This is a genomic window from Streptomyces sp. NPDC030838, from assembly GCF_055572035.1.
Map to the genome: position 1 here is coordinate 11,878 of NZ_JBVIED010000001.1, position 25,995 is coordinate 37,872.

At 72.4% G+C, this 25,995-nt stretch carries 26 protein-coding genes; 11 read left to right on the top strand and 15 right to left on the bottom strand.

Annotated elements, in window-relative coordinates:
• Nucleotides 1-254: 254 nt before the first annotated feature.
• From ACZ42A_RS00055 to ACZ42A_RS00075, 5 genes are all read right to left on the bottom strand, one after another.
• Nucleotides 255-1,247 (bottom strand): TerC/Alx family metal homeostasis membrane protein, encoded by a 993-nt coding sequence (locus ACZ42A_RS00055; protein WP_468524821.1) that lies wholly within the window; start codon nucleotides 1,245-1,247, stop codon nucleotides 255-257.
• A 273-nt stretch (nucleotides 1,248-1,520) separates the two neighbouring features.
• The gene (locus tag ACZ42A_RS00060) at nucleotides 1,521-3,533 is read right to left on the bottom strand and encodes a TerD family protein (protein WP_468524822.1); all 2,013 of its coding nucleotides are present in this window, start codon (nucleotides 3,531-3,533) and stop codon (nucleotides 1,521-1,523) included.
• Between the two features lie 59 nt (nucleotides 3,534-3,592).
• Nucleotides 3,593-4,171, bottom strand: coding sequence for a TerD family protein (locus tag ACZ42A_RS00065; RefSeq protein ID WP_086172259.1), 579 nt, complete (start codon nucleotides 4,169-4,171; stop codon nucleotides 3,593-3,595).
• Between the two features lie 227 nt (nucleotides 4,172-4,398).
• Nucleotides 4,399-6,552, bottom strand: coding sequence for an excinuclease ABC subunit UvrB (gene uvrB, locus ACZ42A_RS00070; protein ID WP_468524823.1), 2,154 nt, complete (start codon nucleotides 6,550-6,552; stop codon nucleotides 4,399-4,401).
• A gap of 95 nt (nucleotides 6,553-6,647) precedes the next feature.
• Nucleotides 6,648-7,514, bottom strand: a complete 867-nt coding sequence (locus ACZ42A_RS00075; protein ID WP_468524824.1) for an MHYT domain-containing protein — start codon at nucleotides 7,512-7,514, stop codon at nucleotides 6,648-6,650.
• 278 nt (nucleotides 7,515-7,792) lie between these two features.
• On the opposite strand from ACZ42A_RS00075, the gene ACZ42A_RS00080 reads away from it, so the two are divergent.
• The gene (locus tag ACZ42A_RS00080; protein ID WP_468524825.1) at nucleotides 7,793-8,668 is read left to right on the top strand and encodes a glycerophosphodiester phosphodiesterase; all 876 of its coding nucleotides are present in this window, start codon (nucleotides 7,793-7,795) and stop codon (nucleotides 8,666-8,668) included.
• Between the two features lie 52 nt (nucleotides 8,669-8,720).
• The gene (locus ACZ42A_RS00085) at nucleotides 8,721-9,284 is read left to right on the top strand and encodes a methylated-DNA--[protein]-cysteine S-methyltransferase (protein WP_468524826.1); all 564 of its coding nucleotides are present in this window, start codon (nucleotides 8,721-8,723) and stop codon (nucleotides 9,282-9,284) included.
• 35 nt (nucleotides 9,285-9,319) lie between these two features.
• On the opposite strand, the gene ACZ42A_RS00090 is transcribed toward ACZ42A_RS00085, so the two are convergent.
• Complete coding sequence (locus ACZ42A_RS00090; protein ID WP_468524827.1) at nucleotides 9,320-9,748, bottom strand: VOC family protein; 429 nt, start codon at nucleotides 9,746-9,748, stop codon at nucleotides 9,320-9,322.
• A 99-nt stretch (nucleotides 9,749-9,847) separates the two neighbouring features.
• On the opposite strand from ACZ42A_RS00090, the gene ACZ42A_RS00095 reads away from it, so the two are divergent.
• On the top strand, nucleotides 9,848-10,756 hold the full coding sequence (locus ACZ42A_RS00095) for a pseudouridine-5'-phosphate glycosidase (RefSeq protein ID WP_468524828.1): 909 nt from the start codon (nucleotides 9,848-9,850) through the stop codon (nucleotides 10,754-10,756).
• Nucleotides 10,753-11,682: a carbohydrate kinase family protein gene (locus ACZ42A_RS00100; protein WP_468524829.1), complete on the top strand. Its 930-nt coding sequence runs from the start codon at nucleotides 10,753-10,755 to the stop codon at nucleotides 11,680-11,682. The genes ACZ42A_RS00095 and ACZ42A_RS00100 overlap by 4 nt, the downstream gene beginning before the upstream one ends.
• Before the next feature lie 100 nt (nucleotides 11,683-11,782).
• Here the strand turns inward: ACZ42A_RS00100 and ACZ42A_RS00105 are convergent, their stop codons facing one another.
• A complete protein-coding gene (locus ACZ42A_RS00105; protein WP_468524830.1) occupies nucleotides 11,783-12,574 on the bottom strand; it encodes a methyltransferase domain-containing protein in 792 nt (263 codons plus the stop codon).
• A 194-nt stretch (nucleotides 12,575-12,768) separates the two neighbouring features.
• Between ACZ42A_RS00105 and ACZ42A_RS00110 the strand changes: the two genes are divergently transcribed.
• Nucleotides 12,769-13,896 (top strand): magnesium and cobalt transport protein CorA, encoded by a 1,128-nt coding sequence (locus ACZ42A_RS00110; protein ID WP_468524831.1) that lies wholly within the window; start codon nucleotides 12,769-12,771, stop codon nucleotides 13,894-13,896.
• 44 nt (nucleotides 13,897-13,940) lie between these two features.
• Here the strand turns inward: ACZ42A_RS00110 and ACZ42A_RS00115 are convergent, their stop codons facing one another.
• Both ACZ42A_RS00115 and ACZ42A_RS00120 read right to left on the bottom strand, forming a co-directional pair.
• The gene (locus ACZ42A_RS00115) at nucleotides 13,941-14,360 is read right to left on the bottom strand and encodes a CBS domain-containing protein (protein ID WP_468524832.1); all 420 of its coding nucleotides are present in this window, start codon (nucleotides 14,358-14,360) and stop codon (nucleotides 13,941-13,943) included.
• A gap of 168 nt (nucleotides 14,361-14,528) precedes the next feature.
• Entirely contained in the window at nucleotides 14,529-15,170 is a 642-nt protein-coding gene (locus ACZ42A_RS00120; RefSeq protein WP_468524833.1) for a nucleoside/nucleotide kinase family protein, read from the bottom strand.
• Between the two features lie 85 nt (nucleotides 15,171-15,255).
• Between ACZ42A_RS00120 and ACZ42A_RS00125 the strand changes: the two genes are divergently transcribed.
• The 3 genes from ACZ42A_RS00125 (at nucleotide 15,256) to ACZ42A_RS00135 (ending at nucleotide 18,358) form a co-directional block, all read left to right on the top strand.
• Complete coding sequence (locus ACZ42A_RS00125; RefSeq protein ID WP_468524834.1) at nucleotides 15,256-15,957, top strand: DUF2293 domain-containing protein; 702 nt, start codon at nucleotides 15,256-15,258, stop codon at nucleotides 15,955-15,957.
• Between the two features lie 248 nt (nucleotides 15,958-16,205).
• Entirely contained in the window at nucleotides 16,206-16,685 is a 480-nt protein-coding gene (locus tag ACZ42A_RS00130) for an anthrone oxygenase family protein (RefSeq protein ID WP_468524835.1), read from the top strand.
• 185 nt (nucleotides 16,686-16,870) lie between these two features.
• Nucleotides 16,871-18,358 (top strand): glutamate synthase subunit beta, encoded by a 1,488-nt coding sequence (locus ACZ42A_RS00135; protein WP_468524836.1) that lies wholly within the window; start codon nucleotides 16,871-16,873, stop codon nucleotides 18,356-18,358.
• A gap of 324 nt (nucleotides 18,359-18,682) precedes the next feature.
• Here ACZ42A_RS00135 and ACZ42A_RS00140 read toward each other — a convergent pair whose 3' ends face one another.
• Complete coding sequence (locus ACZ42A_RS00140) at nucleotides 18,683-19,210, bottom strand: carboxymuconolactone decarboxylase family protein (RefSeq protein WP_468524837.1); 528 nt, start codon at nucleotides 19,208-19,210, stop codon at nucleotides 18,683-18,685.
• Nucleotides 19,211-19,256: 46 nt separating this feature from the next.
• Here ACZ42A_RS00140 and pdxR point away from each other — a divergent pair, with 46 nt between their 5' ends.
• Entirely contained in the window at nucleotides 19,257-20,693 is a 1,437-nt protein-coding gene (gene pdxR, locus ACZ42A_RS00145) for a MocR-like pyridoxine biosynthesis transcription factor PdxR (protein ID WP_468524838.1), read from the top strand.
• Nucleotides 20,694-20,807: 114 nt separating this feature from the next.
• Here the strand turns inward: pdxR and ACZ42A_RS00150 are convergent, their stop codons facing one another.
• Nucleotides 20,808-21,083, bottom strand: coding sequence for a DUF397 domain-containing protein (locus tag ACZ42A_RS00150; RefSeq protein WP_468524839.1), 276 nt, complete (start codon nucleotides 21,081-21,083; stop codon nucleotides 20,808-20,810).
• On the bottom strand, nucleotides 21,084-21,944 hold the full coding sequence (locus tag ACZ42A_RS00155; RefSeq protein ID WP_468524840.1) for a helix-turn-helix domain-containing protein: 861 nt from the start codon (nucleotides 21,942-21,944) through the stop codon (nucleotides 21,084-21,086).
• A gap of 268 nt (nucleotides 21,945-22,212) precedes the next feature.
• Here ACZ42A_RS00155 and ACZ42A_RS00160 point away from each other — a divergent pair, with 268 nt between their 5' ends.
• Both ACZ42A_RS00160 and ACZ42A_RS00165 read left to right on the top strand, forming a co-directional pair.
• The gene (locus tag ACZ42A_RS00160; protein ID WP_468524841.1) at nucleotides 22,213-22,917 is read left to right on the top strand and encodes an ATP-binding protein; all 705 of its coding nucleotides are present in this window, start codon (nucleotides 22,213-22,215) and stop codon (nucleotides 22,915-22,917) included.
• Complete coding sequence (locus tag ACZ42A_RS00165) at nucleotides 22,914-23,342, top strand: hypothetical protein (protein ID WP_468524842.1); 429 nt, start codon at nucleotides 22,914-22,916, stop codon at nucleotides 23,340-23,342. Before ACZ42A_RS00160 ends, ACZ42A_RS00165 begins: the two co-directional genes overlap by 4 nt.
• Nucleotides 23,343-23,422: 80 nt before the next feature.
• On the opposite strand, the gene ACZ42A_RS00170 is transcribed toward ACZ42A_RS00165, so the two are convergent.
• The 3 genes from ACZ42A_RS00170 to ACZ42A_RS00180 form a co-directional block, all read right to left on the bottom strand.
• A complete protein-coding gene (locus tag ACZ42A_RS00170; protein ID WP_468524843.1) occupies nucleotides 23,423-23,602 on the bottom strand; it encodes a hypothetical protein in 180 nt (59 codons plus the stop codon).
• 155 nt (nucleotides 23,603-23,757) lie between these two features.
• Complete coding sequence (locus ACZ42A_RS00175; protein ID WP_468524844.1) at nucleotides 23,758-24,447, bottom strand: DUF899 domain-containing protein; 690 nt, start codon at nucleotides 24,445-24,447, stop codon at nucleotides 23,758-23,760.
• A 119-nt stretch (nucleotides 24,448-24,566) separates the two neighbouring features.
• Nucleotides 24,567-25,943, bottom strand: coding sequence for an amidohydrolase (locus ACZ42A_RS00180; RefSeq protein WP_468524845.1), 1,377 nt, complete (start codon nucleotides 25,941-25,943; stop codon nucleotides 24,567-24,569).
• Nucleotides 25,944-25,995 lie beyond the last annotated feature (52 nt).

Below are 25,995 nucleotides of genomic sequence, written 5' to 3' on the forward strand. Positions count from 1 at the left end.
GATCGTCGCAGACGGCCCGGGGCTTCGCATTCCGGTCGGCGGGCCGCTCGACGGTGCCGCTCCCGCTGGTCAGGTGGTCCTTGGTCAGGTGATCCTTCCGGCCGGCTGCCACATCTCCTCCTCGCGGGTGTCGGGGGTCGGTCCGGTCGTTGGGTGCCTGCTCATCCCGTGGGCAAAACACGGCACCGGGAGCGGCGATCGGCTGGGCGCCGCGGCCGCTCCCGGTGCTGGGTGCGCTCGAGGGATACGACGCGTCAGGCGTCGATGCTGTCCTTCGGGGCGTCCTGCGTGGCCTCCGGCTGCGCCGCCTCCGCGGCGGCCTGCTTCTTGGAGGCCATCAGGCTGGTGATCGTGGTGACGATCAGGACGGTGCAGATCACGCCGAGGGAGACCGGGATGCTGATCTCCGGGACGTGGACGCCCGACTCGTGCAGGGCGTGCAGCACCAGCTTGACGCCGATGAAGCCCAGGATGATCGACAGGCCGTACGACAGGTGGACCAGCTTCTTCAGCAGGCCGCCGATGAGGAAGTACAGCTGCCGGAGACCCATCAGGGCGAAGGCGTTGGCCGTGAACACGATGTACGGGTCCTGCGTGAGGCCGAAGATCGCGGGGATGGAGTCCAGGGCGAACAGCACGTCGGTGGAGCCGATGGCGAGCATCACGACCAGCATCGGCGTCATGACACGCTTGCCGTTCTGCTGGATCCACAGCTTGGTGCCGTGGTACCGGTCCGCGACACCGAAGCGGCGCTCGGCGGCCTTGAGGAGCTTGTTCTCCTCGAACTCCTCTTCCTCCTCCTCGGCCCGGGCCTCCTGGATGAGCTTCCAGGCGGTCCAGATCAGGAAGGCGCCGAAGAGGTAGAACACCCACGAGAAGCTGGCGATGATCGCGGCACCGGCGGCGATGAAGATCGCGCGCAGCACCAGGGCTATGAGGACGCCGACGAGCAGGACCCGCTGCTGGTACTGCGACGGGACCGCGAACTTTGCCATGATCAGGACGAAGACGAAGAGGTTGTCGACGCTCAGCGACTTCTCGGTGATGAAGCCCGCGAAGAACTCGCCGGCCGGCTGGCCGCCGCCGAAGACGAGCAGGCCGAGGCCGAAGAGACCGGCCAGGACGATCCAGACGACGGTCCAGATCCCGGCTTCCTTGATGGATACGTCATGGGGCTTTCGGCCGATGAAGAAATCGACCGCGATCAGGGCGGCGAGGCCCACGACCGTCAGGACCCACAGGGTCATGGAAACATCCACTGCGCCTCCGGCAGTACGTAACGGCGAACAGAACAGTCAGCGTCGTCGCGCTGCCGGAGGTCTCTTCCACCCATAAAGGGCCGACGCCCCGGGATCCGGCCGGATCCGTATTGACGGGTACGCCGCAGCAGACAGGGAGTACTCCCCTCCGTGCCGATAAGACTACCGAATCACCAAGGAAAGGTAAAGCGGTTAGTAAAAGAAGGGCCAAACTGCCAGGTCAGAGGGCTTTACCAGAGCTTGGCCCGGTGGTGGGTGCGGTCATCGCCGCCAGGCGCGGCGGGCCGCCGCGACCTGGGTGAGCACCTGCTGGAGCACCTGGCTGTCGGGGGGCACGAGCGACGGCTCGTACGTCCAGGCGTGCCCGACCCACGGGTCGGCGAGGTGGTCGTCCGGCACCGGTGTCAGCCGCAGCAGCGAACGCCACAGCGGGTCGAGCAGCGGGCCGTAGCCCGCGGCGTCCTCGCGGTCCGCGACCATCATCAGATGGACGCCGACGGCGGGGCCCTCGTCCGCGAGGTAGCGCAGCTGGGTGACGGCCCGGTCGTCGAAGCCGTGCGGGAAGTCGTTGACCACCAGCAGGTGCTGGGCGGTGTCGAGGCCCGGCGGGAGCGCGTCGGCGGCACCGCCGCGGACCGCCATCTGCACCAGGTCGACGCGCTGGGTCAGCGTGGCCAGGACCTCCGCGACCCCGGCGGGACCCAGGGCGGGCGGGGCCGCGAGCACACCGGTCTGCACCAGCGGGGCCAGCGCCTGGGCGCCGGTCCCGGCCGGGTCGATGACGTACACCGTGAACTCGCCCGCCGGGTGCACGGCGAGCAGCCGGGCCACGTACGCGACCGCCGACTCCATGCCCAGGCGGCGCATCTCGTGCGCGTCGGCGAACGAGCCGTCGAGCGAGCCCGTCCGCCCGCTGTCGATCCACAGGCCGCGCTCCAGCGGCAGCCGGACCAGCATGGGTATGCGCAGCTGGGCGCACTCGGACAGATGCAGGTCGCCGAGGCGCAGGGCCATCGGCAGTTCCATCGGCACCCGGTAGCCGTGCCAGACGGGGTTGTCCCAGCGGGCGTACGCCGGCGGCAGCGCGGGTTCCACGACGCCCGCCTCGGCGGCGAGCTGGGCGACGTCCCGGTCGAGGGCCTGGCGGGCCTGGTCGACGAGCTGGGCGTGCTTGGCGCGGGCTGCCTCCCGGGCGGCGTCGGCCTGTCCGCCGATCCGGCTGCGCGGGTCGGAGAGGACCGCTTCCAGCTCCTTCTCCATGCGCGAGTCGGCGAAGTCGACGGCGCTGCGGTAGGCGGCCGTGGTGCGGGCCAGGTCCTCGAACATGCCCCAGACCTGGTTGTACAGCCGCTCGTCCATCGACCAGCCGGTCGCGTCGCCCGCGACGGGCTGCGTGGGCTGCCCGGGTGCCGCCGGGGGTGCGGCCGGCGGGGGCGGAGGCGGGGCGGCGTGCTGCCGGCGCGGGTGGTGGTAGTCGATGGGGCCGCCCGGGGTGGACCCGGTGGCGGGCCCGGTGGTGGGTCCGGTCGGCTGGGCGAGGGCGGACGGGTCCGGCGGGGCGGGGTCCGCGGGGGTGCCGGGCAGGGGGCCGGTGGAGCCCTGGGGGCTCGGCGCGCCGTAGGGCGATCCGCTCGGTTCCGGGCCGAGGGCGGGGGCGGCGGTCTGCCGGGTGCGGTCGCCGTCCGCCGTACGCGGCGGGGGTGCGGCCACCGAGCGGGCCATGCCGCGCGCCACCGCGTCGTTGATGGCGGTGGCGAGTTGGTGGGCCTCGGGCAGGCTCTGGTCGGCGAAGAGTGCGGCGAGGCCGCCCGCGTAGCCCTGACCGACCGCGCGCACCTTCCAGGCGCCCTGCCGGCGGTAGAGCTCCAGGGCGACGACGGCCGTCTCGGCCTCCAGGCCGGTGAGGGTGAAGGTGGCGATCTCGCCGCCGTCGAGGCCGGTGACGGCGACGAAGGGGGCGGCGACGGCACCGAAGCGGGCGGGGCCGCCCGCGGTGCCGACGGGCAGGGCGAGCAGCACGTTGACCCGGTGCACGGCGTCCGGCATGGCGTCCAGGTCCACCGCGAGGCGGTGGTCGGCGGCTGCCTGCCGGGAGACCTCCAGGCCGGGCAGGGTGGGGGCGCCCGGGTGGGCCACCCCCTCCACGCCGTGGACCTTTCCGTCCTCGTCGCCGAGTGTGGCCGCGGCCACGATCGGCGTGCCGGCCGAGACCCTGATCTCCAGACGGGCCTGGGAGAGCGGGTGGTTCTGCCCCCGCACCAGCTCGGCCGTCATCGCCTTCGTCCCCCTGCTGTCGCTGTGTAGGTGTGTGGTGTGCCGCTCGCCGGGCCGCGTCAGAGCAGCGGCAGGATGGACGGCATCAGGTCCTGGAAGGTGCGGCCGTTGGCCGGCGTGCCGAGGGCGGTCATCGACCAGCCCGTGCCCACGCGGTGCACCTTCGCCATGATCTGGGCCGTGTAGGCGCCGCCGCCCGCGAGCGTGTAGCGGGCCAGCTCCTGGCCGTTGGTCTCGTCGACCAGGCGGCAGAACGCGTTCTGCACCTCCTGGAAGGTCTGGCCCGTGAAGGAGTTCACGGTGAAGACGATCTGGTCGATGTGGACCGGAAGGCGCTGCAGGTCGACGAGGATCGCCTCGTCGTCACCGCCCTGGCCGACACCGCCGACGAGGTTGTCGCCGGTGTGGCGCACGGAGCCGTCGTCGCTCACCAGGTGGCGGAAGAAGACGACGTCGACCGGCTGCTTGTCCGCGAACAGGACGGCGGAGGCGTCGAGGTCGATCTCGCGGGTGCGCGAGCCGAACAGGCCGCGCCGCGGGGCCGCCTGCCAGCCGAGACCCATGCGCACCGCGGTCAGGCTGCCGCCGTCGTTCTTCTGCAGACTGATGGCCTGACCCTTGGTCATGTTGACGGTCACGCGCTGTTTCCCCTCTCGAACAGTCCCCTGTTGCCGCGATGCCGCGGTTGACCAGAACCCTACGCAGGCGCACTGACAGTGCCGTACCCCGGCCCGGACTTTGTGTCGGTCTTGCAACACAGCGCAGCCGGTGGCGGGGCCGACGGGACTGCCGGGGCGCCGGTTCCGGGTGGGCACCGGCGCCCACGGGCCGTCAGGAAAGGGGGCTGCCAGGACGGGGCGGGCCGTCAGGACAGGCCCGCCTCCTTCATCTGGCGCAGTTCCTTCTTCATCTCGGAGACCTCGTCGCGCAGCCGGGCCGCGATCTCGAACTGGAGGTCCGCGGCGGCGGCCCGCATCCGGGCGGTCAGCTCCTCGATCTGCTCGGCGAGTTCGGCCGCCGGACGGTCGGTCGGCACGGTCTCCTTGGCCTTGCCCTTGGCGCCCTTGGCCTTGCCGGCCTTCCCGCCCTTGACCGCGTGCTCGGCGAGCGAGGGCACCGGGGCCTTGGTGCCGCGGCCGTCCTTCTTTGCCCGGTAGCCGGTGCCGAGCAGCTGCTCGGTGTCGACCTCCTCGCGGGCGATCTGCGCGACGATGTCGTTGATCTTCTTGCGCAGCGGCTGCGGGTCGATGCCGTTCGCCTTGTTGTACGCGATCTGCTTCTCCCGGCGGCGGTTGGTCTCGTCGATGGCCTTCTCCATCGCCGGGGTGATCTTGTCGGCGTACATGTGGACCTGGCCGGAGACGTTGCGCGCCGCGCGGCCGATGGTCTGGATCAGGGAGGTGCCGGAGCGCAGGAAGCCCTCCTTGTCGGCGTCGAGGATCGCCACCAGGGACACCTCGGGCAGGTCCAGGCCCTCACGCAGCAGGTTGATGCCGACCAGCACGTCGTACTCACCGGCGCGCAGTTCGCGCAGCAGCTCGACGCGGCGCAGGGTGTCGACGTCGCTGTGCAGGTAGCGGACGTGGATGCCGAGTTCCAGGAAGTACTCGGTCAGGTCCTCGGCCATCTTCTTGGTCAGGGTGGTGACCAGGACGCGTTCGTCGCGCTCCACGCGGGTGCGGATCTCGTGCACCAGGTCGTCGATCTGGCCCTCGGTGGGCTTGACGACGACCTCGGGGTCGACGAGGCCGGTCGGGCGGATGATCTGCTCCACGACGCCGTCCGCGCGGGACAGCTCGTAGGTGCCCGGGGTCGCGGACAGGTAGACGGTCTGTCCGATGCGCTCCTGGAACTCCTCCCACTTCAGGGGGCGGTTGTCCAGGGCGGAGGGCAGCCGGAAGCCGTGCTCGACGAGGGTGCGCTTGCGGGAGGCGTCGCCCTCGTACATGGCGCCGATCTGCGGCACGGTGACATGCGACTCGTCGATGACGAGGAGGAAGTCCTCGGGGAAGTAGTCCAGCAGGGTGTTGGGCGGGGAGCCGGGCGAGCGGCCGTCGAAGTGCATCGAGTAGTTCTCGACGCCGGAGCAGGTGCCGATCTGGCGCAGCATCTCCAGGTCGTAGGTGGTGCGCATGCGCAGCCGCTGGGCCTCGAGGAGCTTGCCCTGCTTCTCCAGCTCGGTCAGGCGCTCGGCCAGCTCCTTCTCGATGTCGTTGATCGCCCGCTCCATGCGCTCGGGGCCGGCGACGTAGTGGGAGGCCGGGAAGACGTACAGCTGCTGGTCGTCGCTGACGATCTCGCCGGTGATCGGGTGGAGGGTGGACAGGGCCTCGATCTCGTCGCCGAACATCTCGATGCGGACGGCCAGCTCTTCGTAGACCGGGAAGATCTCGATGGTGTCGCCGCGGACCCGGAAGGTGCCCCGGGTGAAGGCCATGTCGTTGCGCGTGTACTGGATGTCCACGAAGCGGCGCAGCAGCTCGTCCCGGTCGATCTCCTCGCCGACCCGCAGGGGGACCATGCGGTCCACGTACTCCTGGGGCGTGCCGAGGCCGTAGATGCAGGACACCGAGGCGACCACGACGACGTCACGGCGGGTGAGCAGCGAGTTGGTCGCGGAGTGGCGCAGGCGTTCGACCTCCTCGTTGATCGAGGAGTCCTTCTCGATGTAGGTGTCCGACTGCGGGACGTAGGCCTCGGGCTGGTAGTAGTCGTAGTACGAGACGAAGTACTCGACGGCGTTGTTCGGCAGCAGCTCGCGGAACTCGTTCGCCAGCTGGGCGGCCAGCGTCTTGTTCGGCGCCATCACCAGGGTCGGGCGCTGGAGCTTCTCGATCATCCACGCGGTGGTGGCGGACTTGCCGGTGCCGGTCGCGCCGAGCAGGACGACGGCCCTCTCACCGGCTTCGATGCGTCGGGCGAGGTCGGCGATGGCCGCCGGCTGGTCGCCGCTCGGCTGGTAGGGGCTGACGACCTCGAAGGGCGCCACCGTACGTTCGATCTGGGAAACGGGCCGCATGTCTTCCACCGTACGACCCGCCACTGACAACGGGCCCGGATCAGCGGTTTCGCGGGCTGCGGACACGGCGGCCGACCGACGGGACCCGGCTGCTGTCAGCGGTTCTGCGGGGTGCGGGCACGGCGGCCGACGGGCCGGCGGCGGGCGCTGAGCGGGAAGCGGACGCCCTGGTGGTGGACGGCGAGGTGGGCCGGGACGCCGGGCTTGTTCTCGGGCCGGGGCCAGTCGGGCTTCCCCATGACCATCAGCGGATCGAACAGCACAACGACGCCCGCGAGGCAGAGGAAGGCCAGCGGGCCGATCAGCATGGGGGCGAGCAGGGCGGCGGGCGAGTCGCCGGCGGCGGGGTCGGCGGTGCCGTGCAGGTGGACGCTGAGCGCGGCCATGCCGGTGTAGTGCATGCCGCTGACCGCGAGGCCCATGACGAGGCTCGCGCCGATGCTCCACAGGAACCCTCTGACCTGTCCGGCCGCCCAGAGGGCGGCGGTGGCGGCTGCCATCGCTATGACGACCGAGGCGGCGACGGTGAGGGTGTTGTACTCCAGCTGCCCGTTCAGGCGCATTCCGGCCATGCCCAGGTAGTGCATCGAGGCGATGCCCAGGCCCGTGATGGTGCCGCCGGTGAACAGGGCCGTCCCGGTGGCGCCCCGGTAGCCGACGATGAAGATCCCGATGCCCACCATGACGATGGCGACGCCCAGACTGGCGTACGTCGTCGGTTTGTCGTAGTGGATCGGCGCCTCCTTGACCGTGAACCCCATCATCGCGATGAAGTGCATGGTCCAGATGCCGGAGCCGATGGCCGCCGAGCCGAGGGCGAGCCAGCCGGGGCGCCAGGATCCGGCCACGAGCATGGACCTGGTGGTGCAGCGCAGGCCGAGGGCACCGCCGAGGCAGGCCATGAGATAGGCCACCAGCGGGGTGACGAGGCCGTAGCTGAATCCGTCGACCGTGCCTTGCATGCGCGGCTGCCCTTCCGCCCTCTTCCGTCCCGGAATTCCCTGAAATGCGCCCCCTCCCAGGACCGCCCGAGCGGTCAGGGTTGAGGCAGAGAGTATGACTCCCACCGGAATGGTCGAACGACTTTCCGGCAAAGAAACACGCCCCCGCCCCACTTGTGCGGCCCCGGTGAGGGGCCTTTGCCGCCGCCATTCAATCTGTGGCCATGCTGCACCCGCCTCGCGTTGACCCTCTGCTGTCACAGTTGAGCTGTCCGTGATCACCGACGCGAGGAGTACGCATGCACCCGCGCGCAGCCGCCGCCTCGACCACCGCCCTCCTGGGAACCGCCACCCTGCTCTTCCCGGTCCCCCACGCCCGGGCCGAGGCCGCCGTGGAGCGGCCCGCCGTCATCGCCCACCGGGGAGCCTCCGCCTACGCGCCGGAGAACACCCTGGCCGCCGTCGACAAGGCCGCCGACCTGGGCATCGAGTGGGTCGAGAACGACGTCCAGCGCACCAAGGACGGGAAGCTCGTGGTGATCCACGACGACAGCCTGCAGCGCACCACGGACGTCGAGACGGTCTTCCCCGGCCGGGCGCCCTGGAAGGTGAAGGACTTCACCGCCGCCGAGATCGCCCGCCTGGACGCCGGGAGCTGGTTCGGCCCCGCGTACGCGGGCGCGCGCGTGCCGACGCTGAAGCAGTATCTGAACCGCGTGGAGTCCCACCACCAGAAGCTGCTCCTGGAGATCAAGAAGCCGGAGCTGTACCCGGGCATCGAGCGGGACACGCTCAAGGTCCTCGCCAACGAGGGCTGGCTCGACCAGGGGCATGTGACGGCCCGCCTGGTCGTGCAGAGCTTCAGCGCGGACAGCATGCGGACCGTCCACGAGCTGCGCCCCGCCGTCCGGACGGGCTTCCTCGGGACGCCGCCCGTCGCGGCGCTTCCCGAGTACGCGCTGTTCGTGGACCAGATCAACCCCCCGTACAGCACCCTCTCGGCCGGTTACGTCGCCTCCGTGCACGCCTTCACCGGGGCGCACGGCCGGAAGCTGCGGGTGTCCACCTGGACCGTCGACTCCGCCGGCACCGCGCGGACGGTCGCCGGGTACGGGGTGGACGGCATCATCACCAACCGGCCCGACGTGGTGCGGGAGGCGCTGGACGGGGAGTGACGTCAGGGCTGGTGGCCGGGCGTTGTCAGTGGCGGGCCGTACGGTGGATCGCATGAACAGCCAGGGACAGGACGAGCGGCGGGACGAGCGCGTCGTGTGGACGGTGGTCGGCACCGACATCGGCCCGCTGCTGCTGGCCGCGACCAGCGACGGCCTGGTGAACGTGGTCTTCCACGCCACGGACGCCGTACGTGACAAGGCGCTGGAGCGGCTCGCGTCCCGGCTGGGGACCGAGCCCGTCCAGGCGCCCGGCTCCCCGCTGCTGGCCGAGGCGATACGCCAGCTCGAGGCCTACTTCACGGGCGCCCGCCAGGACTTCGACCTGCCGCTGGACTGGTCGCTGATCTCGGGTTTCAACCGCGAGGTGCTGCGCGAACTGGCCTCCGGCGTGCCGTACGGCACGGTCGTGGGCTACGGCGATCTGGCCGGCCGGGTCGGCCAGCCCGGCGCGGCGCAGGCGGTGGGGGCCGCGATGGGCGCCAATCCGCTGCCGGTCGTCGTGCCCTGCCACCGGGTCGTCGAGAGCGACGGCGGGATCGGCGGTTTCGGCGGAGGTCTGGAGACCAAGCGGAAGCTGCTGGCCCTGGAGGGCGTGCTGCCCGAGCCGCTGTTCTGAGGCCCGTTCGCCTCCTGGAGGGCCGCCGGCGTGCCTCAGGCGTAGTGGCGTGCCTCGAAGACGTTGCCGTCGGGGTCGCGGAAGTAGAAGCTGCGCCGGGCCATGCCGCGGGCGCCGTAGGAGTCGTGGGAGATGTCCGACACGGGGACGTCGTGGTCGCGCAGCCGCGCGCGGAGGGCGTCGAAGGCGTCGGACGGCAGCGACAGGCAGACGTGGTTGACGGGGTGGCCCGCGCTCTCGGGAGAGCCGGGGAGCATGGTCATGCGCTCCGCCATGGTCAGCGGGGCGAGATCGAGGATCGTCTCCTCGTTCACCCGGACGGAGGGGAAGGAGACCTCGCCCGCGGCGTAGTCCGTGACCCGGAGGGGTGTGAGGCCCACCGCCTTCTCGTAGAAGTCCGCGGCGGCGACCGGGTCGCGCACCCAGAGGACGACATGGTCGAGACGTGTCGAGTTCTCGGTCATGCGCCCCAGGCTGGTGGTGTCCCCCACAGGCCGCAAGCGTTTGAGCGGGCGCGGCGCCCGCCAGAGATGAGGGAGGACCGACGGACAGGAGGCAGTCGCGTGACGCTGGTGGTGTCGGAAGAGGTGCGGGAGGCGGTCGCCGCGCGCCGGCCCGTGGTGGCTCTGGAGTCCACGATCATCGCCCACGGGCTGCCGCGCCCGCGCAATCTCCAGGTGGCGCTGGAACTGGAGGAGGCCGTACGGCAGGAGGGGGCCGTTCCGGCGACCGTCGCCGTCCTGGACGGGCGGCCGCACGTCGGCCTGGACAAGGAGCAGGTGGAGCGGATCGCCAACGAGGAGGGGATCCGCAAGCTGGGCCACCGCGACCTGGCGCTCGCCGTGGCCTCCGGGGCGAGTGGGGCGACCACGGTGTCCGCGACCGCGCTGCTCGCGGCCCGCGCCGGGGTCCGGGTGTTCGCCACTGGCGGGCTCGGCGGGGTGCACCGGCAGTGGACGGTGACGCAGGACGAGTCGGCCGACCTGGGCCTGCTGGCGCGCACCCGGATCACGGTGGTGTGCGCGGGAGTGAAGTCGATCCTGGACGTGCCGGCGACGTTGCAGCGGCTGGAGACGCTGGGCGTGGCGGTGGCCGGGTACGGCACGGACCGGTTCCCCGGCTTCTACCTGTCCGACTCGGGGCATCCGGTGGACTGGACACTGGACAGCCCCGGGCAGGTCGCGGAGGTGATGCGGGCTCAGGACACGCTCGACTTGCCGGAGTCGGCGCTGATCGTCGCCAATCCGGTGCCGCAGGCCGAGCAGTTGGATCCCGGGCTCCACGCGCGCGTGCTCGCCGACGCGCTGCGTGCCGGCGAGGAGGAGGGGGTCACCGGCCAGGCAGTGACACCGTTCCTGCTCGACTACCTGGTGCGGCACACCGACGGTGCCTCGCTGCGCGCCAATCTGGCGGCGGTGCGGGGCAATGTACGGCTGGCGGCGCGGATCGCGGCGGCCTGGGCCCGCGCGTGAGCGGAGCGGGGGCGGGGTCCCCCGGGGGTGGCGCGCTGCTGGTCGTCGGGGACGTGATCACGGATGTCGTCGCCCGGCACAGCGGTCCCCTGGCGCCGGGCACGGACACGGCCGCCACGGTGCGCACCGTGCCCGGCGGGGCGGGCGCCAACGTGGCGTGCTGGGCGGCTCATTCGGGGTGTGCGGACGTACGGTTGCTCGGCCGGGTCGGGGCGGACACGGTCGCGTGGCACCAGCGGGAGCTGGCGGACTGCGGGGTGAGCGCGCGGCTCGTCGTCGATCCGGAGGCGGCCACGGGGACGGTGATCTGCCTCGTCGACACGGGAGCGGCGGCCGAGCGGACCTTCCTCACCGACAGCGGGGCCTCCCTGCGGCTCGATCCGGGTGACTGGTCGGACACGCTGCTCGACGGTGTCGTACGACTGCACCTGTCGGGCTATCTGCTGTTCTCCGAGCCGAGCCGGGCGCTGGTGGCGGTGGCCCTGGCGGCGGCACGCGCGCGCGGGGTGCCGGTGAGCCTGGACCCGGCGTCGGCCGGTTTCCTCAAGGACCTGGGGGCCGACCGTTTCCTGGCGCTCGTCGACGGCCTGGAGGTGCTGCTGCCCAGCCGTGACGAGGCTCGTCTGCTGACCGGGCTGCGCGATGCGGCCGCCGCCGCGGCGGCACTGAGCCGGCGCGTCCCGCTGGTGGTCGTCAAGCAGGGCGCCGAGGGTGCGGTGGTGGCGCGGTCAGGAGCCGTGACCGCCCATGTCCCCGCCGTACCTGCGGCACCGCGTGACACCACGGGCGCCGGCGACGCCTTCACCGGTGCGTTCCTCGCGGCGCTGCTGGCAGGTAGGGAGCCGGAGGAGGCGGCACGGGCGGGCTGTTCGGCGGGGGCGCGGGCGGTCGAGCGGGTGGGGGGCAGGCCGCCGGTGCCGGGCTGACGGTCCCGTGCGGAGGGGTGCCGTCGGCGCGGGGCGGTGGCGGCAGCCGGCCCTGGGTCGTGTCCACAAAGCGGGGCAGGCGGGACTTTGCGGACACGGCCTAGGCCCGCCCCCACGCCGAGATCATCGGTGGCCCGGCCAGGTCCAGCCGGCCGGAGGCGATGTTCAACAGGTGGCGGTCGATGTCCTGGGGCGTGGCGAGGCCCGCGGAGATCAGCTCGTCGCGGATCTGACGGGTCGTCGAGGACTCCAGCGCGGCGCAGGCCGGCGAGGCGACGGGGAAGTACGCGTCGGCCTCGACCCGGCGCAGCCCGGCAGCGCGGAGCAGCCGCGGGAGTGCCCGCCCGAAGGCGAGATCGGCACCGCAGCCGGCCAGGAGCTGGCGCAGCGCCTGGCGCAGCCGGTTGGCCAGCTGCTGGTCGGGGCCGCGCTCGTCGGGGCAGACCAGCGGTTGCAGGGCGAGGTCGACGTCCTCCACCAGGAGTCGCCCGCCGGGCCTCAGGGCCCTGGCCATCGTCCGCAACGCCCGCGCGCAGTCCGGCACCTCGGCGAGCACCAGCCGGGCGTGGACCAGGTCGAACCCCTCCCCCGGCGGCTCGTCGGCGCTCACGTCGTGGAGGCGCATTTCCACCGGCGGGCGCGCGGGCATCGCGGCCCAGGAGGCGTCGGTGCCGGTCGCGAGGACCTTGCCGGTCGGGCCGACCCTCTTGGCCAGCCAGGAGACGACGGTCGTGCCGCCCGTGCCGATCTCCCAGCAGCGCCAGCCGGGCCCGACGCCGAACCCTTCGAAGTGCCGGAATGTCGTGGGGTCGAAGAGGGCGGCGAGCGCGGCGGAGCGCTCTGCCGACCCGGCCGGTCGGTGGTCGAGGAGTTTTCCGTCGGTTAGCGTCATGCCGCGATCATCCCACTTGTCCCACTTGTCGGAAGTGGGCGACGCTCCGGCGACGCACGAAGTCCCGTTGTCCACAGGCGGGAACAAAGCGGAACCCATGCCTTCCACAGGCTTCCGCGCCCTTCGCGCAGCCCTGGCACACTGGCGCGACAGGCGCGGAAACGCGACGCGAGGATCCACGCGAGGAGATCCAGATGTCCATGGCAGGGAATCTGCGGAAGGTGACGAGTCTCGGCAGGGTCGGCGGCCTCCGCACGGTGGCACGGCTGACCCGGCGGCGCCGCCGCGTCGACCTGAGTCACCCCGCCCGCTCCCCGCTGGGCTCCTCGGTCGTGAACTGCGTGGCGTACGAGGAGGGCGGCCGGGTCCCCCTCGGCGGCGACCTGGTCGACGCCGTGGAGCGGGTCCGCAAGAGCGGCCGCGGCTTCGTCTGGCTCGGTCTGCACGAGCCGACGGACCAGGAGTTCGCGGGCATCGCCGAGCTGTTCGACCTGCATCCGCTCGCGGTCGAGGACGCCATCGAGGCCCATCAGCGCCCGAAGGTGGAGCGGTACGGCGAGACGCTGTTCGCCGTGTTCAAGACGGTCTGCTACGTCGACCACGAGGAACTGACGGCCACCAGCGAGGTGGTGGACACCGGCGAGATCATGGTGTTCGTCGGCGAGGACTTCGCGATCACCGTCCGCCACGGCCGGCACGGCTCGCTGGGCCCGCTCCGCGAGGACCTGGAGTCCCGGCCGGACCAGCTCGCCAAGGGCCCCTCGGCGGTGCTGCACGCGATCGCGGACAACGTCGTCGACGACTATCTCAGCGTCATCGAAGCGGTCCAGGCGGACATCGACCAGGTCGAGACGGACGTCTTCGCGGAGAACGGCGCCCGGGCCGATCCCGGCCGCATCTACCAGCTCAAGCGGGAGCTGCTGGAGCTGAAGCGCGCCGTGGTGCCGCTCGGCCGCCCGCTGCTCGATCTCGCCGCCCGGCCGATACGGGTGGTGGACCCGGAGATACAGGCGTACTTCCGCGATGTCTCCGACCACCAGCTGCGCGCCGCCGAGCAGATCGCCGCCTTCGACGAACTGCTCAACTCGATCCTTCAGGCCCACCTCGCCCAGGTCACGGTCGCGCAGAACGAGGACATGCGGAAGATCACCGCGTGGGCCGCGATCGTCGCCGTGCCGACGATGGTGTGCGGGATGTACGGCATGAACTTCGACCACATGCCGGAACTGCACTGGCGGTACGGCTACGGCATGGTCATCGGCGTCATATCGCTGGCCTGTCTGGTGCTGTACCGCGGCTTCCGGCGCAACGGCTGGCTCTGAGCCCAGGCGCCGGACGCCGCGGCGGCGCCGCCGACGGCGGGTGGTCAGCCCATCGCGTAGACCCGCTCGGCCCACTCCGCGATCTGGTTGCTCGACAGGTGCCGGACCAGGTCGGACTCGCTGATCATGCCGACGAGGCGCTTGTTCTCGATGACGGGGAGCCGGCGGATCTGGTGGTCCTCCATCTCCCGAAGCACCTCGCTGATGTCGGCGTTCGCGTCGATCCAGCGCGGTGTGCCCTGAGCCATCTCACCCGCGGTGACCTTGGACGGGTCGTGGCCCATCGCCACACAGCCCACGACGATGTCGCGGTCGGTGAGGATGCCGCAGAGCCGTTCGTTCTGGTCACTGATGGGCAGGGCGCCGACACCCAGTTCGCGCATCAGCTGAGCGGCGCGGTCCAGGGTCTCGTGGGCGGGGATCCACTGTGCACCGCGGTGCATGATGTCTCCGGCAGTCGTCATGAAGTACCTCCCGGTGCCGGACGGCCGGCGCGGCGCAGGGGGCACCGCTAGTCCCGGCGCCCTTCATTCTGGCCGCGCCTTCCGGCACCCGCACCTGGAGCGGGGACCGAGGCCGGGGGGTGAGGGCGGGGCCAGGGGTAGGGCGGGGCCGGGGTGGGTCGGGGGCGTTCAGCCGCGCCACGCCGGGCGGCGCGGATCGTCCGCGCGCACCAGGACGTCGGCCGTACCCGCGGGATCGGTCTCTTCGTCGTAGCGCTCGAAGGCGGGGAGGGTCCAGCGGTCGGCTTCGGGGGTGCGGCGGCGCAGGGCGCCCGGCGAGAGGAGGACATGGACGGTCAGATCGAAGGGGAACCAGTGCCGCAGGAGGAGCGGACCGTGCAGCAACAGCAGTCCGCCGGTCGGGAGTTGGACGTACGGGCTGCGGGTGGCCCGGTCGGTGACCGGGTCCCAGAGGTCGGGCAGCACACGGCCGTCGCCGCCGGGCTCGAGAGGTCCGAAGACCTCGCGCCACAGGGCTCCGGTGTCGAACCAGCCGTCGTAATAGGCCTCCACGTCCCGGTGACCGTGCTCGAGCCGGAGCGAGGCCGGGCGCAGAAAGCCCTCGGTGCCCACGACCAGGGAGGGCCGGCCGCGCAGGCGCAGCGCCTCGTGGACCCGCTCGGCGAGATCCCCGGGCCGGGCCGCCGGGGCGCCGTCGAAGGCGATGCGCGGCCAGGCGCCGCCGTCGCCCGGCTTCAGGTCGAGCAGCCGCTCGGCCAGAAGATCGCCGAGCCGGTCCCAGGTGATCGGTTCGAGTCGCACACCGCCCATGATGCGTCAGCGACCGGTCAGGAGGTGTCCTGGGGATGCCGGATCGGCGGCGTGGATCCCGTGGGTCCGGGGGCATGAACCGGGTATGGCCGCCGTACCCTCGACTCCCCCGATCCCTCGGGGACTTCTCGCCGTCCAGCCACACAAGCGCAAGCGGTGTGCCGCGTGCCGACGCGGGCCGCTGTCGCTGCTCGTCCTGGAGGAAGGGGTGCCGCGCTGCCTGGACTGTGCCGACCTCGGGCATCTGGTGTTCCTGCCGCGCGGCGACACGGCGCTGACCCGCCGGGCGCGCGAGGAGAGCGGGCTGTCGGTGGTGGTCGTACGGTTCAACCGGCGCAGGGGCCGCTACGAGCGGCAGGGCGTGCTGGTGGAGGCGGCGGGCCTCGCGCGGGCCGAGGCGCGCTGTCTGGCGGACGCGGAGGTGCGCCGCCGGCGGCGGATGCGGGACGCGCGGCGACGGGCGGAGCAGGACGCGCGGTTCGCCGAGGCGTTCGCGGCGGAGATACGGCGGCTGTTTCCCGGGTGCCCGGCGGAGCGGGCGTGGGAGATCGCCGCGCACGCCTCGGTGCGGGGCAGCGGGCGGGTGGGCCGCAGCGCGGCGGGGCGGGCGCTGTCCGAGGGGGCGGTGACCTCGGCGGTCGTGGCCTCCGTACGACATGTGGACACGCCGTACGACCGGCTGCTCATGAGCGGGGTGCCCCGCCACGAGGCGCGCCGGCGGATCGCGGCGGCCGTGGAGGCGGTGCTGCGGGGCTGGCGGGAGGCGGAGATCGAATCGGCTGGGTGAGGCGGACGCTGCGTCGGGCCGGTGGGGCGGAGGTCGAATCGGGTGGGTGTGGCGGAGGCGAATCGGGCCGGTGAGGCGAGCCGCGTCGGCAGCGGCGAGGGCGAGGGCGGAACGCTGGACGCTCGCTTATGGGTGTGCGGCGCTCGGCCATGGCCCGGGGATCCGGCCCCGGCTTGACTGGAGGGCAGGTGGCGGCACCAGTCCGACCCGGCGGCCGCACGGGGAGACTACGGGGAGATGAGAGCGACATGATCGACGGACCGTACTTCGTGCTGACGGTGCTGGGTGTGCTCGGGACCGGCCTGGTGGCCGGCGTCTTCTGCGCCTTCTCCACCTTCGTGATGCGCGGGCTGGCCGCGCTGCCGCCCGCGCAGGGCGTCGCCGCGATGCAGGCGGTCAACGTGGCGGCGGTGCGGCCGGCCTTCATGGCCGTCTTCCTCGGCTCCGCGGTGGTGTGCGCGGTGATCGCTGTGGTGACGTTCGTGCTGTGGCCGGAGGAGGGCGCGGTGGAGCTGCTGCTGGGCAGCGCGCTGTACCTGGCCGGCTCGTTCGGGGTCACGGTGGCCGCCAACGTGCCGCGGAACGACGCGCTGGGGCGGCTGGACCCGGGTACGGCGGAGGCCGCGGCGTACTGGACGTCGTATGTGCGCGAGTGGACGGCGTGGAACCACATACGCACGGTCGCCTCGGCCGCGGCCGCACTGGCCTACGTGCTCGCGCTGGTCTGACATGGCCCCGCGTCCGTGTCCGACACACCCACTGTCCGACACGACTCCCCGCGAGAAAGCGCTCTCCGCCCCCTCTGCACACGCGGCAAACGGGACGTATCGTGTCCGAAAGAGTGCCGCCGAGGACGCACGGCCGCCGCACGCGTGCGCGAGGAACGTACGCCAGGAAGCGTAGGGAGCCGGCCATGGCCGATCCCAAGGGATTCATGACCACGCCCCGCCAGGAGTGGCCCCGCCGTCCCGTCGGGGAACGGGTGCGGGACTGGAACGAGGTGTACGTCCCGGGAGCCCTGCTGCCCATCATCAGCGAGCAGGCCGACCGCTGTATGGACTGCGGTATCCCGTTCTGCCACCACGCCTGCCCGCTGGGCAATCTGATCCCCGAGTGGAACGACCTGGTCGCCCGGGAGGACTGGCGGGCTGCGGCGGACCGGCTGCACGCCACGAACAACTTCCCCGAGTTCACCGGCCGGTTGTGCCCGGCGCCGTGCGAGGCGGGGTGTGTGCTCGCCATCAACCAGCCGGCCGTGACCATCAAGAACGTGGAGTGCGCGATCGCCGACCGCGCGTGGGAGGAGGGATTCGCGCCGCCGCGCCCGCCGGACCGGCTGTCCGGGCGGACGGTGGCGGTGATCGGCTCGGGCCCCACCGGGCTGGCCGCCGCCCAGCAGCTCACCCGGGCGGGGCACACGGTGGCGGTGTACGAGAAGGACGACCGGCTCGGTGGCCTGATGCGGTACGGCATCCCCGAGTTCAAGATGGAGAAGCACCATCTGGAACGGCGGCTGGATCAGATGCGGGCCGAGGGCACGAAGTTCCGCACCTCGACGGCGGTCGGGCGGGACGTCGACGCGGCCGAGCTGCGGGCCCGCTACGACGCCGTGGTGATCGCCACCGGGGCCACGGCCTGGCGCGAACTGCCGGTGCCGGGGCGGGAGCTGGCCGGGGTGCATCAGGCGATGGAGTACCTGCCGCTGGCCAACCGGGTGTGCGAGGGCGATCTGGAGCTCTCCCCGCTGTCCGCCGCCGGGAAGCACGTGGTGATCGTCGGCGGCGGGGACACGGGGGCGGACTGCCTGGGCACGGCGGTGCGGGAGGGCGCCGCGTCCGTGACCCAGCTGGACATCTACGGCCGGCCGGCCACGGAGCGCGACGAGGACACCGAGCCCTGGCCGACGTTTCCGCGGATCTACCGGCTGTCCGCCGCGCACGAGGAGGCCGGGGCGCTGCGGACGGCACCGGCGGCGGACGCGGACGCCCGGCTGTTCGCGGCGTCGACGCTGCGCCTCACGGGCGACGCGGACGGGCATGTGCGCACCCTGCACCTCGTCGAGGTCGACGCAGAGCGCCGCCCGCTGCCCGGGACCGGCCGGGCGCTCCCCGCCGACCTGGTGCTGCTCGCCCTCGGCTTCTCCGGGCCGGACCGGGAGGACGGGATCGTCGACCAGCTGGGGCTGGAACTGGATCCGCGCGGCACGATCGCCCGTGACCGCGGCTTCGCGACCAACGTGCCCGGAGTGTTCGCGGCCGGGGACGCCGCCCGGGGCCAGTCGCTGATCGTGTGGGCGATCGCGGAGGGGCGGTCGGTGGCCGCGGCGGTCGACCGCCATCTGACGGGGAGTTCCCGCCTGCCGGCACCGATCGGGCCGTACGACCGACCGATGAACGTCTAGCCGGGGCCGAGCCCAGCGCCCGGCCGATCGGCCCAAGCGGCTGACCGGGGAGCCACCGGCGTCAACGGGACGCCCCGGCACGCCGAACGGCCGCGACGGCCCAGGCGGCCGGCCGGGGACGATCCAAGCGTCCGGCCGGGGACGAGCGGTCGGCAGGGGCGGGCCGCGTCAACGGGGGCCCTCCCAGCGTGCCGAGCAGCCGGTTGCACGCGGCCCGGCGTCAACGGGGCGCCCCCGGCGAGCCGAACGGCCGGCCGAAGGACAGGCCGCGTCACCGGAGCGCTCCCCTGCGCGCCGCACGGCCGGCGCGCAAGACAGCCTGCCTCAGCGGCCGCGCTCGTCCGTGCCCGCGCGCTTCGCCGTGGCCAGGGCGACCCGGTTCCAGGTGTTGATGGCGAGGATCAGCGCCAGGACCTGGCCCAGTTCCTCCTCGTCGAAGTGGGCGGCGGCCTCGGCGTAGACCTCGTCCGGGACACCCTGGTCGGCCACCAGGGTCACCGCCTCCGTCAGGGCGAGGGCGGCCTGTTCCCGCGCGGTGAAGAAGTGCCGGGCCTCGCGCCACACGGCGACCATGTGCAGCCGCTCCTCGCTCTCGCCGGCCCGGCGGGCGTCGCTCGTGTGCATATGGAGGCAGTACGCGCAGTGGTTGAGGTGCGAGGCGCGGATCTGGATCAGTTCGACCAGGGCCGGGTCCAGGCCCGCGCGGGCGGCGGCGTCGAAGCCGACGAGGGCGCGGAAGGCCTTCGGGGCGGACCGGGCGAAGTCGAGGCGGGGTCGCAGCCCGGCCAGGGGCTCGGTGGCCTGAAGAGTCGCCGTACCAGTGGGGTTCGTCTGCGTCGTGTGCGTCGTCATGGCTTCAACCTACGGCGCCCAAAGACCGGCTGTAGGGTGCATTTCCATGGCTGATTCGTGGGTCAATGAGGCGGAGCGGATCGGTGCCGACCTGCACCTGGAGCTGTCGGGACCGGGCGGCCGCCGGGCCGCGCTCATCCGGGCGCTGCGCGAGGCGGTGCGCAGCGGCCGGCTGGCGCCCGGCACCCGACTGCCGCCCTACCGTTCGCTCGCCGCCGACCTCGGCGTCGCCCGCAACACGGTGGCCGACGCCTACGCGGAGCTCGTCGCCGAGGGCTGGCTGACCGCCCGTCAGGGCTCCGGAACGCGGGTCGCCGACCGCGCCGAACCCCTCCAGCGCACCGCGCGGGTGCCCAAAAAGACACCTCCACGCGCGCGTGGACCCCGGCACAACCTGCGCCAGGGCACTCCGGACGCGTCGGCGTTCCCCCGCACGGCGTGGCTCGCCTCCTATCGGCGGGCCCTCCAGCAGGCACCCAACGAGGTGTTCGGGCCCGGCGATCCGGCCGGCCGCCGGGAGCTGCGCGAGGCGCTGACCGAATACCTGGCACGCGCGCGCGGGGTGCGCACCGAGCCGGACCGGATCGTCATCTGCTCCGGCTTCGCCCACGCCCTGCGGCTGCTCTTCCATCCGAGCGGCCACAGCGGGGACGCGCCCGTCCTCCGCGGTCCCCTGGCCGTCGAGTCGTACGGACTCGGCTTCCACCGCGGCCTGCTGACCGCCGCGGGCGTCCGTACGGTCCCGCTCCCCCTCGACGAGGACGGCGCCCGGGTCGACCTGCTGGCGCGCGAGCGGGCCGTCCTGCTCACCCCCGCGCACCAGTTCCCGACCGGCGGCCCGCTGCATCCGGCCCGCCGGGCCGCCGTCGTCGACTGGGCACGCGCGCGTGGCGGGGTGATTCTGGAGGACGACTACGACGGGGAGTTCCGCTACGACCGCAAGCCCGTCGGCGCGGTCCAGGGCCTCGATCCGGAGCGGGTGATCTACCTCGGCTCGGTGAGCAAGAGCCTGTCGCCGGCGCTACGGCTGGGCTGGATGGTGCTGCCGGAGCGGTACGTCGACGGCGTCCTCGCGGCCAAGGGCGAGCGGGAGGCCTGGGCGAGCGTGCTGGACCAGCTGAGCCTCGCCGACTTCGTCGCCCGTGGGTCGTACGACCGTCATGTGCGCCGCATGCGGCAGCGGTACCGGAGCCGCCGCGACCGCCTCGTGGCCGCGCTCGCCGAGCAGGCGCCGCACATCGGGGTCACCGGTGTCGCGGCGGGGCTGCACGCCGTGCTGCGGCTGCCGCCGGGCACCGAGCGGTCCGTCGTCAAGGCGGCCGCGTGGCAGGGCGTCGCCGTCGACGGCCTGGGCGCGTTCCGGCACCCGGAGGCCGGCACGGAGGCGGCGGACGGGCTGGTCGTGGGATACGCGACGCCCTCGGAGCACGCGTACGGGGCGGCGCTGGAAGCGCTGTGCGGCGTACTGCCGCCGCCCCCGTGACACCGCGCGGAGCTGCCGTACGCCGTTCTCCGCGCTCTGAGCGATCGATTCGACATCAAGACAAGGAAGCTGAGCAGAGACATCACACAGGGAAGAAGCAGCAAACAGGCCGGTTCATGACAGCAGGAAGTCCGCCTCTCCCGCCTTGGCCCCTTCGATGAACGCCGTCATCTCGTCGGTGGTGTAGATCAGCGCCGGCCCGTCCGGGTCGGTGGACTGCCGGACGGCGATCCGGCCGTCGGCGAGCTTCATCGCCTCCAGGCAGTTGCCCCCGTTGCCGCCGCTCCACGGCTTGTGCCAGCCCTCACTGCCCAGCTCCCGCGCGGGCATGCCGTTGTAGATCCGCTCCGCGCGGACTCTGGGCTGGGGCTGGGACGTGATGCGATCCATTCACAGCTCCTTGCGGAGATCCCGCAGGATCTCCTTCGTGCGTTGTGCCGTAGCGGCCTGCGCCGCCATGCGGTCCATGACCTCCAGGTGGGTGGCCACCTCGGCGCGCGCGTCGAGGTAGACGGCGCCGGTCAGGTACTCGCTGTAGACCATGTCCGGCAGTTCGGGCATGGCGAATCGGAACAGCACGAAGGGCCCGTAGGTGCCGGGGTGCGGCCCCGTGGAGAACGGGACGACCTGCAGCGTCACATGGGGCAGCTTCGTGGCCTCGAGCAGCTTGTCGATCTGCCCGCGCATCACCTCCGGGCCGCCGACCGGGCGGCGCAGCGCCGTCTCGTCCATCACCATCCACAGCCGGGGGGCGTCCGGACGGGTGAGCAGTTCCTGGCGTTGCATGCGCAGGGCGACATGACGCTCGATGTCCTCCGGCCGCGTCTGGCCGACGGCCCCCGAGGTCAGGACCCCGCGCGCGTAGTCCTCGGTCTGGAGCAGGCCGGGGACGAAGTGCGGTTCGTAGCTGCGGATGAGGCTGGCGGCGCCCTCCAGGCTGACGTACATCGAGAACCAGCCGGGCAGGATGTCGTGGAAGCGCTGCCACCAGCCGGGCCGGTTGGCCTCCTCCGCCAGCTGCACAAAGGACTCGGCCTCGTCGTCGGGCACGCCGTAGGCCTTCAGGAGCAGTTGGACGTACGGAATCTTGAGCGCGACCTCGGCGGTCTCCATACGGCGGACCGTGGCGGGTGCGACATGGAGGACCCGGGCGGCTTCCTCGCGCTTGAGACCGGCGCGTTCCCGCAGGTCCAGCAGGCGCCGGCCGAGAACGACCTGGCCGACCGTCGGCGCGGACCGCGGCTCGCTCACGCTCCACCTCCAGTCAAGGGATTCCGGACAGCCCGGCGGCGCCATTCGAAGACCTATTCGAAGGCCGGAATCCGGCCGGAGTTGGCCGGTTCGAACCCCTCGAAACCGACTGAAATCAGCCAGATCCGGGCGGGACAGACCTTCGGCGATCCCAAGTGGCGCCGCGCGTCGTGCTGTTGCGAGCAGTGTGCCATGGCCATTCAAAGAGTCACACCGCACTCTGCAATTTTCAGAGTGACGCTTGCCAAGTGTTCGCGCCGGGGAGATAGTGGCAAGCGTGATTCCGTCCGCGCCCTTAGGAACAGACGCCGCCGCAGCCGTCCCCTCGGGGGGCGCCGCCGAGCGCCGGTTCCGCTTCGAACTGGCCGCACACCCGGGTTCTCCCGCGCAGGCCAGACGCCTCACCCGGGCCCGGCTGACGGGCTGGTCGGTCTGCGAGGACACCTGCGACTCGGCCGCCCTGGTGGTGTCCGAGCTGGTCACCAACGCCATCGTGCACACCGCGAGCGAGGTCGTCGTCTGCGAACTGCACGACGGTGACGACCTGGTGCGCATAGCCGTGCGCGACCAGGGGTGCGCACCGGGCGAACCGTGCCCCTCCCCGCAGCGGCCCGACGAGGAGCACGGGAGGGGACTGCTTCTCGTCGACGCCCTGAGCCATGCCTGGGGTGCCCAGGAGCACGGACCGGGCCTGCTGGTCTGGGCCGAGCTGCCCCGCCAGGCCGAGGCCCCCCGCGCCGACCTGGGCTGGGGAGCCCCGCCCAAGCCGGGCCGCACGGACGGCGCCCCCGGCGAGGAGGACGAGACGGAGCCGCAGGACCTGACGACGGACGCGGGCCACGGCCGTACGCCCGCCGCACCACACCGCCACACCCCGTCGCAGCACCCGCCCGCGCGGCCCGAGTCGCACCACCGAACGGGGGCTCCGGGAGTCCCCCCGTTCGGGCGCGGCCGCGCCTGGGGGAGCGTGTGACGCCCGCGTCCGGCGGCGGGCGGGTGCGCAGCCTGGACACGCTGGTCCGCCTGGGGCGCGGGCCGCACGCGCCCGGCACGCCCCGCCGGCTGTCCGTCCCGGACGGGATGACGGTCCCGCTGGGCTGTGACGCGGTCGCGGCGCCCGCCCGCTTCGGACCGCAGGTCATGCCCCGGCTGCCCCGCGTGGGATGCGTGTACGCCGACGACGCGCACTGGTGGTGGCTGGTGCCCTCCGAGTCCGACTACGCCCTGGAGTGGCCCGCCCCGGCGCGGTACGCGATCGGCGCGGTCGTCTCCGACGCCCCGCGCCTCATTCACCGGCCGGACGGCGACCTTCCGTACACCCCGCCCATTCCGCTCTACCTGGCCCTGTGCCGGCTCACGGGGACGACTCCGGCCTGGTCACGCCCGGTCAGCGCGTAGCCGCTCCCCACGCGCGGTCTGCGTGCAGCCGCTCCTCACCCGCGGTCACGCGGCGGCGGCGTCGGCCGGCTCCCCCGCGGTCACGCGGCGGCGTCGGCGGCGGTCTCGCGGACGATCACCAGGAACGTGTCCGTCGCGAGGTCCATGACGACCTCCGCCGGCAGGCCCTCCAGACGCCGCGCGTGCGCGAACTCCTCGGCAGGCCACGAACCGCGCGGACCACCGGCGGGAAAGCGTTCGAGCACCGTTCGCCCGTTCACCCTGCACCTCCAGAAAGCGTCGTACCTGTACGAGTTAACGCCTCCCGGAGGTCGAACGCCTCGCTCAGTGACGCGACTGAGACGTAGTTGACACCCGTTCACCGCGAAATGTGAGCCACCTCTCAGCGAACACCCGGTTTCGACTACCCGGCGTGTCACTCCTCGTACTCGTCGTGATAGCGCACCCCCTCACTGCCCGCAGGGGCCCCACAGGCCGACGCGCGCCCCTTGGGTTCCTCCCAGTCCTCCTGCCGTCCGAGGGCCGTCAGGTCCAGGAAACTGGTGGTCGAACCGAGGCCGTCCAGGCCCCGCTCGTAGGTGGAGTAGGTGTGGAAGACCCGGTCCCGGTCGCGCAGGAAGCAGCTGAGGCCCGGCCGCTCCACCAGCTCCCCCTCGTGCTCCCGGGTGACCTCGAAGTCCTGGTTGAAGTCGTCGCCGTACGAGGAGTACCAGGGCAGCGTCCAGCCCATCCGCGCCTTGAACGGCAGGATCCTCGGGTACGGCGCCCGGGAGACGGCCGCGAACGACGTCCCGCGCGCGTGGAGGTGCGCCAGATGACCGACCTGGTCGAGGAAGGCCGAGCAGCTGCGGCAGCCGGCGTCCCATTCGGGCGCGAACATGAAGTGGTACACGACCAGCTGATGCCGTCCCTCGAAGAGGTCGTACAGAGTGGCCTTGCCGTCGCCGCCCTCGAAGACGTACTCCTTGTCGACCTCCACCATCGGCAGACCGCGCCGCTCCGCGTTGAGCGCGTCCCGCGCGCGTGTGACCGCCTTCTCCTTCAGCAGCAGTTCCTCGCGCGCCCTGCGCCACTCTTCCCGCGAGACGATCTCCGGAAGCGCCATGACCCCTCCTGTGCAACGGTCCGTTCCGAGGGATGACCGGGGGCCGGGGCGTAACTCATCGCACCGGCGCGAAAAATTTCCGGTCAGCTGTCGCGGTCAGCTGTCGCGGCCCTTTTCGGTCAGGTGTCGTACCGCTGGACGCGCCGCCCGTGACCGCGGTCGAGGAGGGCGGGCAGCCGCTCCCCCAACTCCCGGACGACCGACGGCACGTCCAGCGTCAGCAGCTCGCGGTCCCGCATCAGGACGCGGCCGTCGACGATCGTGGTGCGGACGTCGGAGGAGCGGGCGCTGTGCACCAGCGTCGCGGCGAGGTCGTGGACGGGCTGGGTGTGCGGACCCGTCAGGTCGACGAGGACGATGTCCGCGCGGTGCCCCGGCGCGAGGGAGCCGACGACGCCGTCGAGTCCGACCGCGCGGGCGCTCTGCAGCGTGGCGTGGTGCAGGGCCTGACGGGAGGTCAGCCATCGGGGGTCGCCCTCGGCGGACTTCTGCACGAGGGCGGTGAGCGCCATCGACTCCCACACGTCGAGGGAGTTGTTGGAGGCGGCGCCGTCCGTGGCGAGCCCCACGGGGACGCCGACCGCGCGGAGGGCCCGTACCGGCGTGGTGGTGGGCCAGGCGAACTTCAGGTATCCGCGCGGTGCGCTCGCGACGGCGACGCGGCCGCCGGCCCGCTCCAGGACGAGCAGGTCGCGTTCGGTGATGCCGGTGCCGTGCGCGATCAGCACATGGGGCGGCATCTCGGTGCCGAGGAGGCCGGTGCGCTCCAGGACCTCGATGGGGGTGACGCCGTGCCGGGCGAGGCTGGCCTCGGTCTGGTCGCGGTTCTCGGCGGCGTGCAGATGCACCGGCAGACCGTGCTCGCGGGCCAGCTGGGCGGTGACGGCGAGGTCGGCGTCGTCGACCGTGTAGGGGGCGTGCGGGGCGAGGGCGGTGGTGATCCGGCCGTCGGCGCCACCCTGGTGCCGTAGCGCGAACTCCAGGGAATCGTCCCACCCCTGCGGTCCCTGGGACGAGAAGAAGGCCTGGCCCAGGTGGGCCCGCAGGCCGCACTCCGCGACGACGGCGGCGACCGCGTCCATGACGAAGTAGTGGTCCGCGAAGCAGGTCACGCCGCCCCGGATCATCTCGGCACAGGCCAGCCGCGCGCCCAGTTCGACGTCCCGCGCGGTGAGGTTGGACTCGACGGGCCAGACCACGTCGTTGAACCACTCCTCGGTGGGCAGATCCTCGGCGATGCCGCGCAGCGCGACCATCGGCGCGTGCGTGTGGCAGTTGATCAGGCCGGGCAGGGCGACCTGCCCGCGCGCGTCGATGCGCTCGGCGGCGGGCAGCCCGGCGGCCTCCGCGGCGGTGGTGACGGCGGCGATGACGCCGTCGCGTACGACGATCGCGGCGTCGTCCCGGAAGGCGACCTGCTCGTGGTCGGCCTGTCCTTCGACATGCACAAGTGCGGTGCATCCCGTGATGATGAGGTCGGCGGGAGAAGTCGTCATCACGCCAACGTACGGCGGGGTGGTACCGCGACGTGACCCGAACCGGGCATCC

Excerpts from the sequence above, each read along its gene's own strand:
- ACZ42A_RS00055 (WP_468524821.1), bottom strand. The coding sequence starts at position 1,247 with ATGACCCTGTGGGTCCTGACGGTCGTGGGCCTCGCCGCCCTGATCGCG.
- ACZ42A_RS00060 (WP_468524822.1), bottom strand. The coding sequence starts at position 3,533 with ATGACGGCCGAGCTGGTGCGGGGGCAGAACCACCCGCTCTCCCAGGCC.
- uvrB (WP_468524823.1), bottom strand. The coding sequence starts at position 6,552 with ATGCGGCCCGTTTCCCAGATCGAACGTACGGTGGCGCCCTTCGAGGTC.
- ACZ42A_RS00075 (WP_468524824.1), bottom strand. The coding sequence starts at position 7,514 with ATGCAAGGCACGGTCGACGGATTCAGCTACGGCCTCGTCACCCCGCTG.
- ACZ42A_RS00080 (WP_468524825.1), top strand. The coding sequence starts at position 7,793 with ATGCACCCGCGCGCAGCCGCCGCCTCGACCACCGCCCTCCTGGGAACC.
- ACZ42A_RS00085 (WP_468524826.1), top strand. The coding sequence starts at position 8,721 with ATGAACAGCCAGGGACAGGACGAGCGGCGGGACGAGCGCGTCGTGTGG.
- ACZ42A_RS00090 (WP_468524827.1), bottom strand. The coding sequence starts at position 9,748 with ATGACCGAGAACTCGACACGTCTCGACCATGTCGTCCTCTGGGTGCGC.
- ACZ42A_RS00105 (WP_468524830.1), bottom strand. The coding sequence starts at position 12,574 with ATGACGCTAACCGACGGAAAACTCCTCGACCACCGACCGGCCGGGTCG.
- ACZ42A_RS00110 (WP_468524831.1), top strand. The coding sequence starts at position 12,769 with ATGTCCATGGCAGGGAATCTGCGGAAGGTGACGAGTCTCGGCAGGGTC.
- ACZ42A_RS00115 (WP_468524832.1), bottom strand. The coding sequence starts at position 14,360 with ATGACGACTGCCGGAGACATCATGCACCGCGGTGCACAGTGGATCCCC.
- ACZ42A_RS00120 (WP_468524833.1), bottom strand. The coding sequence starts at position 15,170 with ATGGGCGGTGTGCGACTCGAACCGATCACCTGGGACCGGCTCGGCGAT.
- ACZ42A_RS00125 (WP_468524834.1), top strand. The coding sequence starts at position 15,256 with ATGGCCGCCGTACCCTCGACTCCCCCGATCCCTCGGGGACTTCTCGCC.
- ACZ42A_RS00130 (WP_468524835.1), top strand. The coding sequence starts at position 16,206 with ATGATCGACGGACCGTACTTCGTGCTGACGGTGCTGGGTGTGCTCGGG.
- ACZ42A_RS00135 (WP_468524836.1), top strand. The coding sequence starts at position 16,871 with ATGGCCGATCCCAAGGGATTCATGACCACGCCCCGCCAGGAGTGGCCC.
- ACZ42A_RS00140 (WP_468524837.1), bottom strand. The coding sequence starts at position 19,210 with ATGACGACGCACACGACGCAGACGAACCCCACTGGTACGGCGACTCTT.
- pdxR (WP_468524838.1), top strand. The coding sequence starts at position 19,257 with ATGGCTGATTCGTGGGTCAATGAGGCGGAGCGGATCGGTGCCGACCTG.
- ACZ42A_RS00150 (WP_468524839.1), bottom strand. The coding sequence starts at position 21,083 with ATGGATCGCATCACGTCCCAGCCCCAGCCCAGAGTCCGCGCGGAGCGG.
- ACZ42A_RS00175 (WP_468524844.1), bottom strand. The coding sequence starts at position 24,447 with ATGGCGCTTCCGGAGATCGTCTCGCGGGAAGAGTGGCGCAGGGCGCGC.
- ACZ42A_RS00180 (WP_468524845.1), bottom strand. The coding sequence starts at position 25,943 with ATGACGACTTCTCCCGCCGACCTCATCATCACGGGATGCACCGCACTT.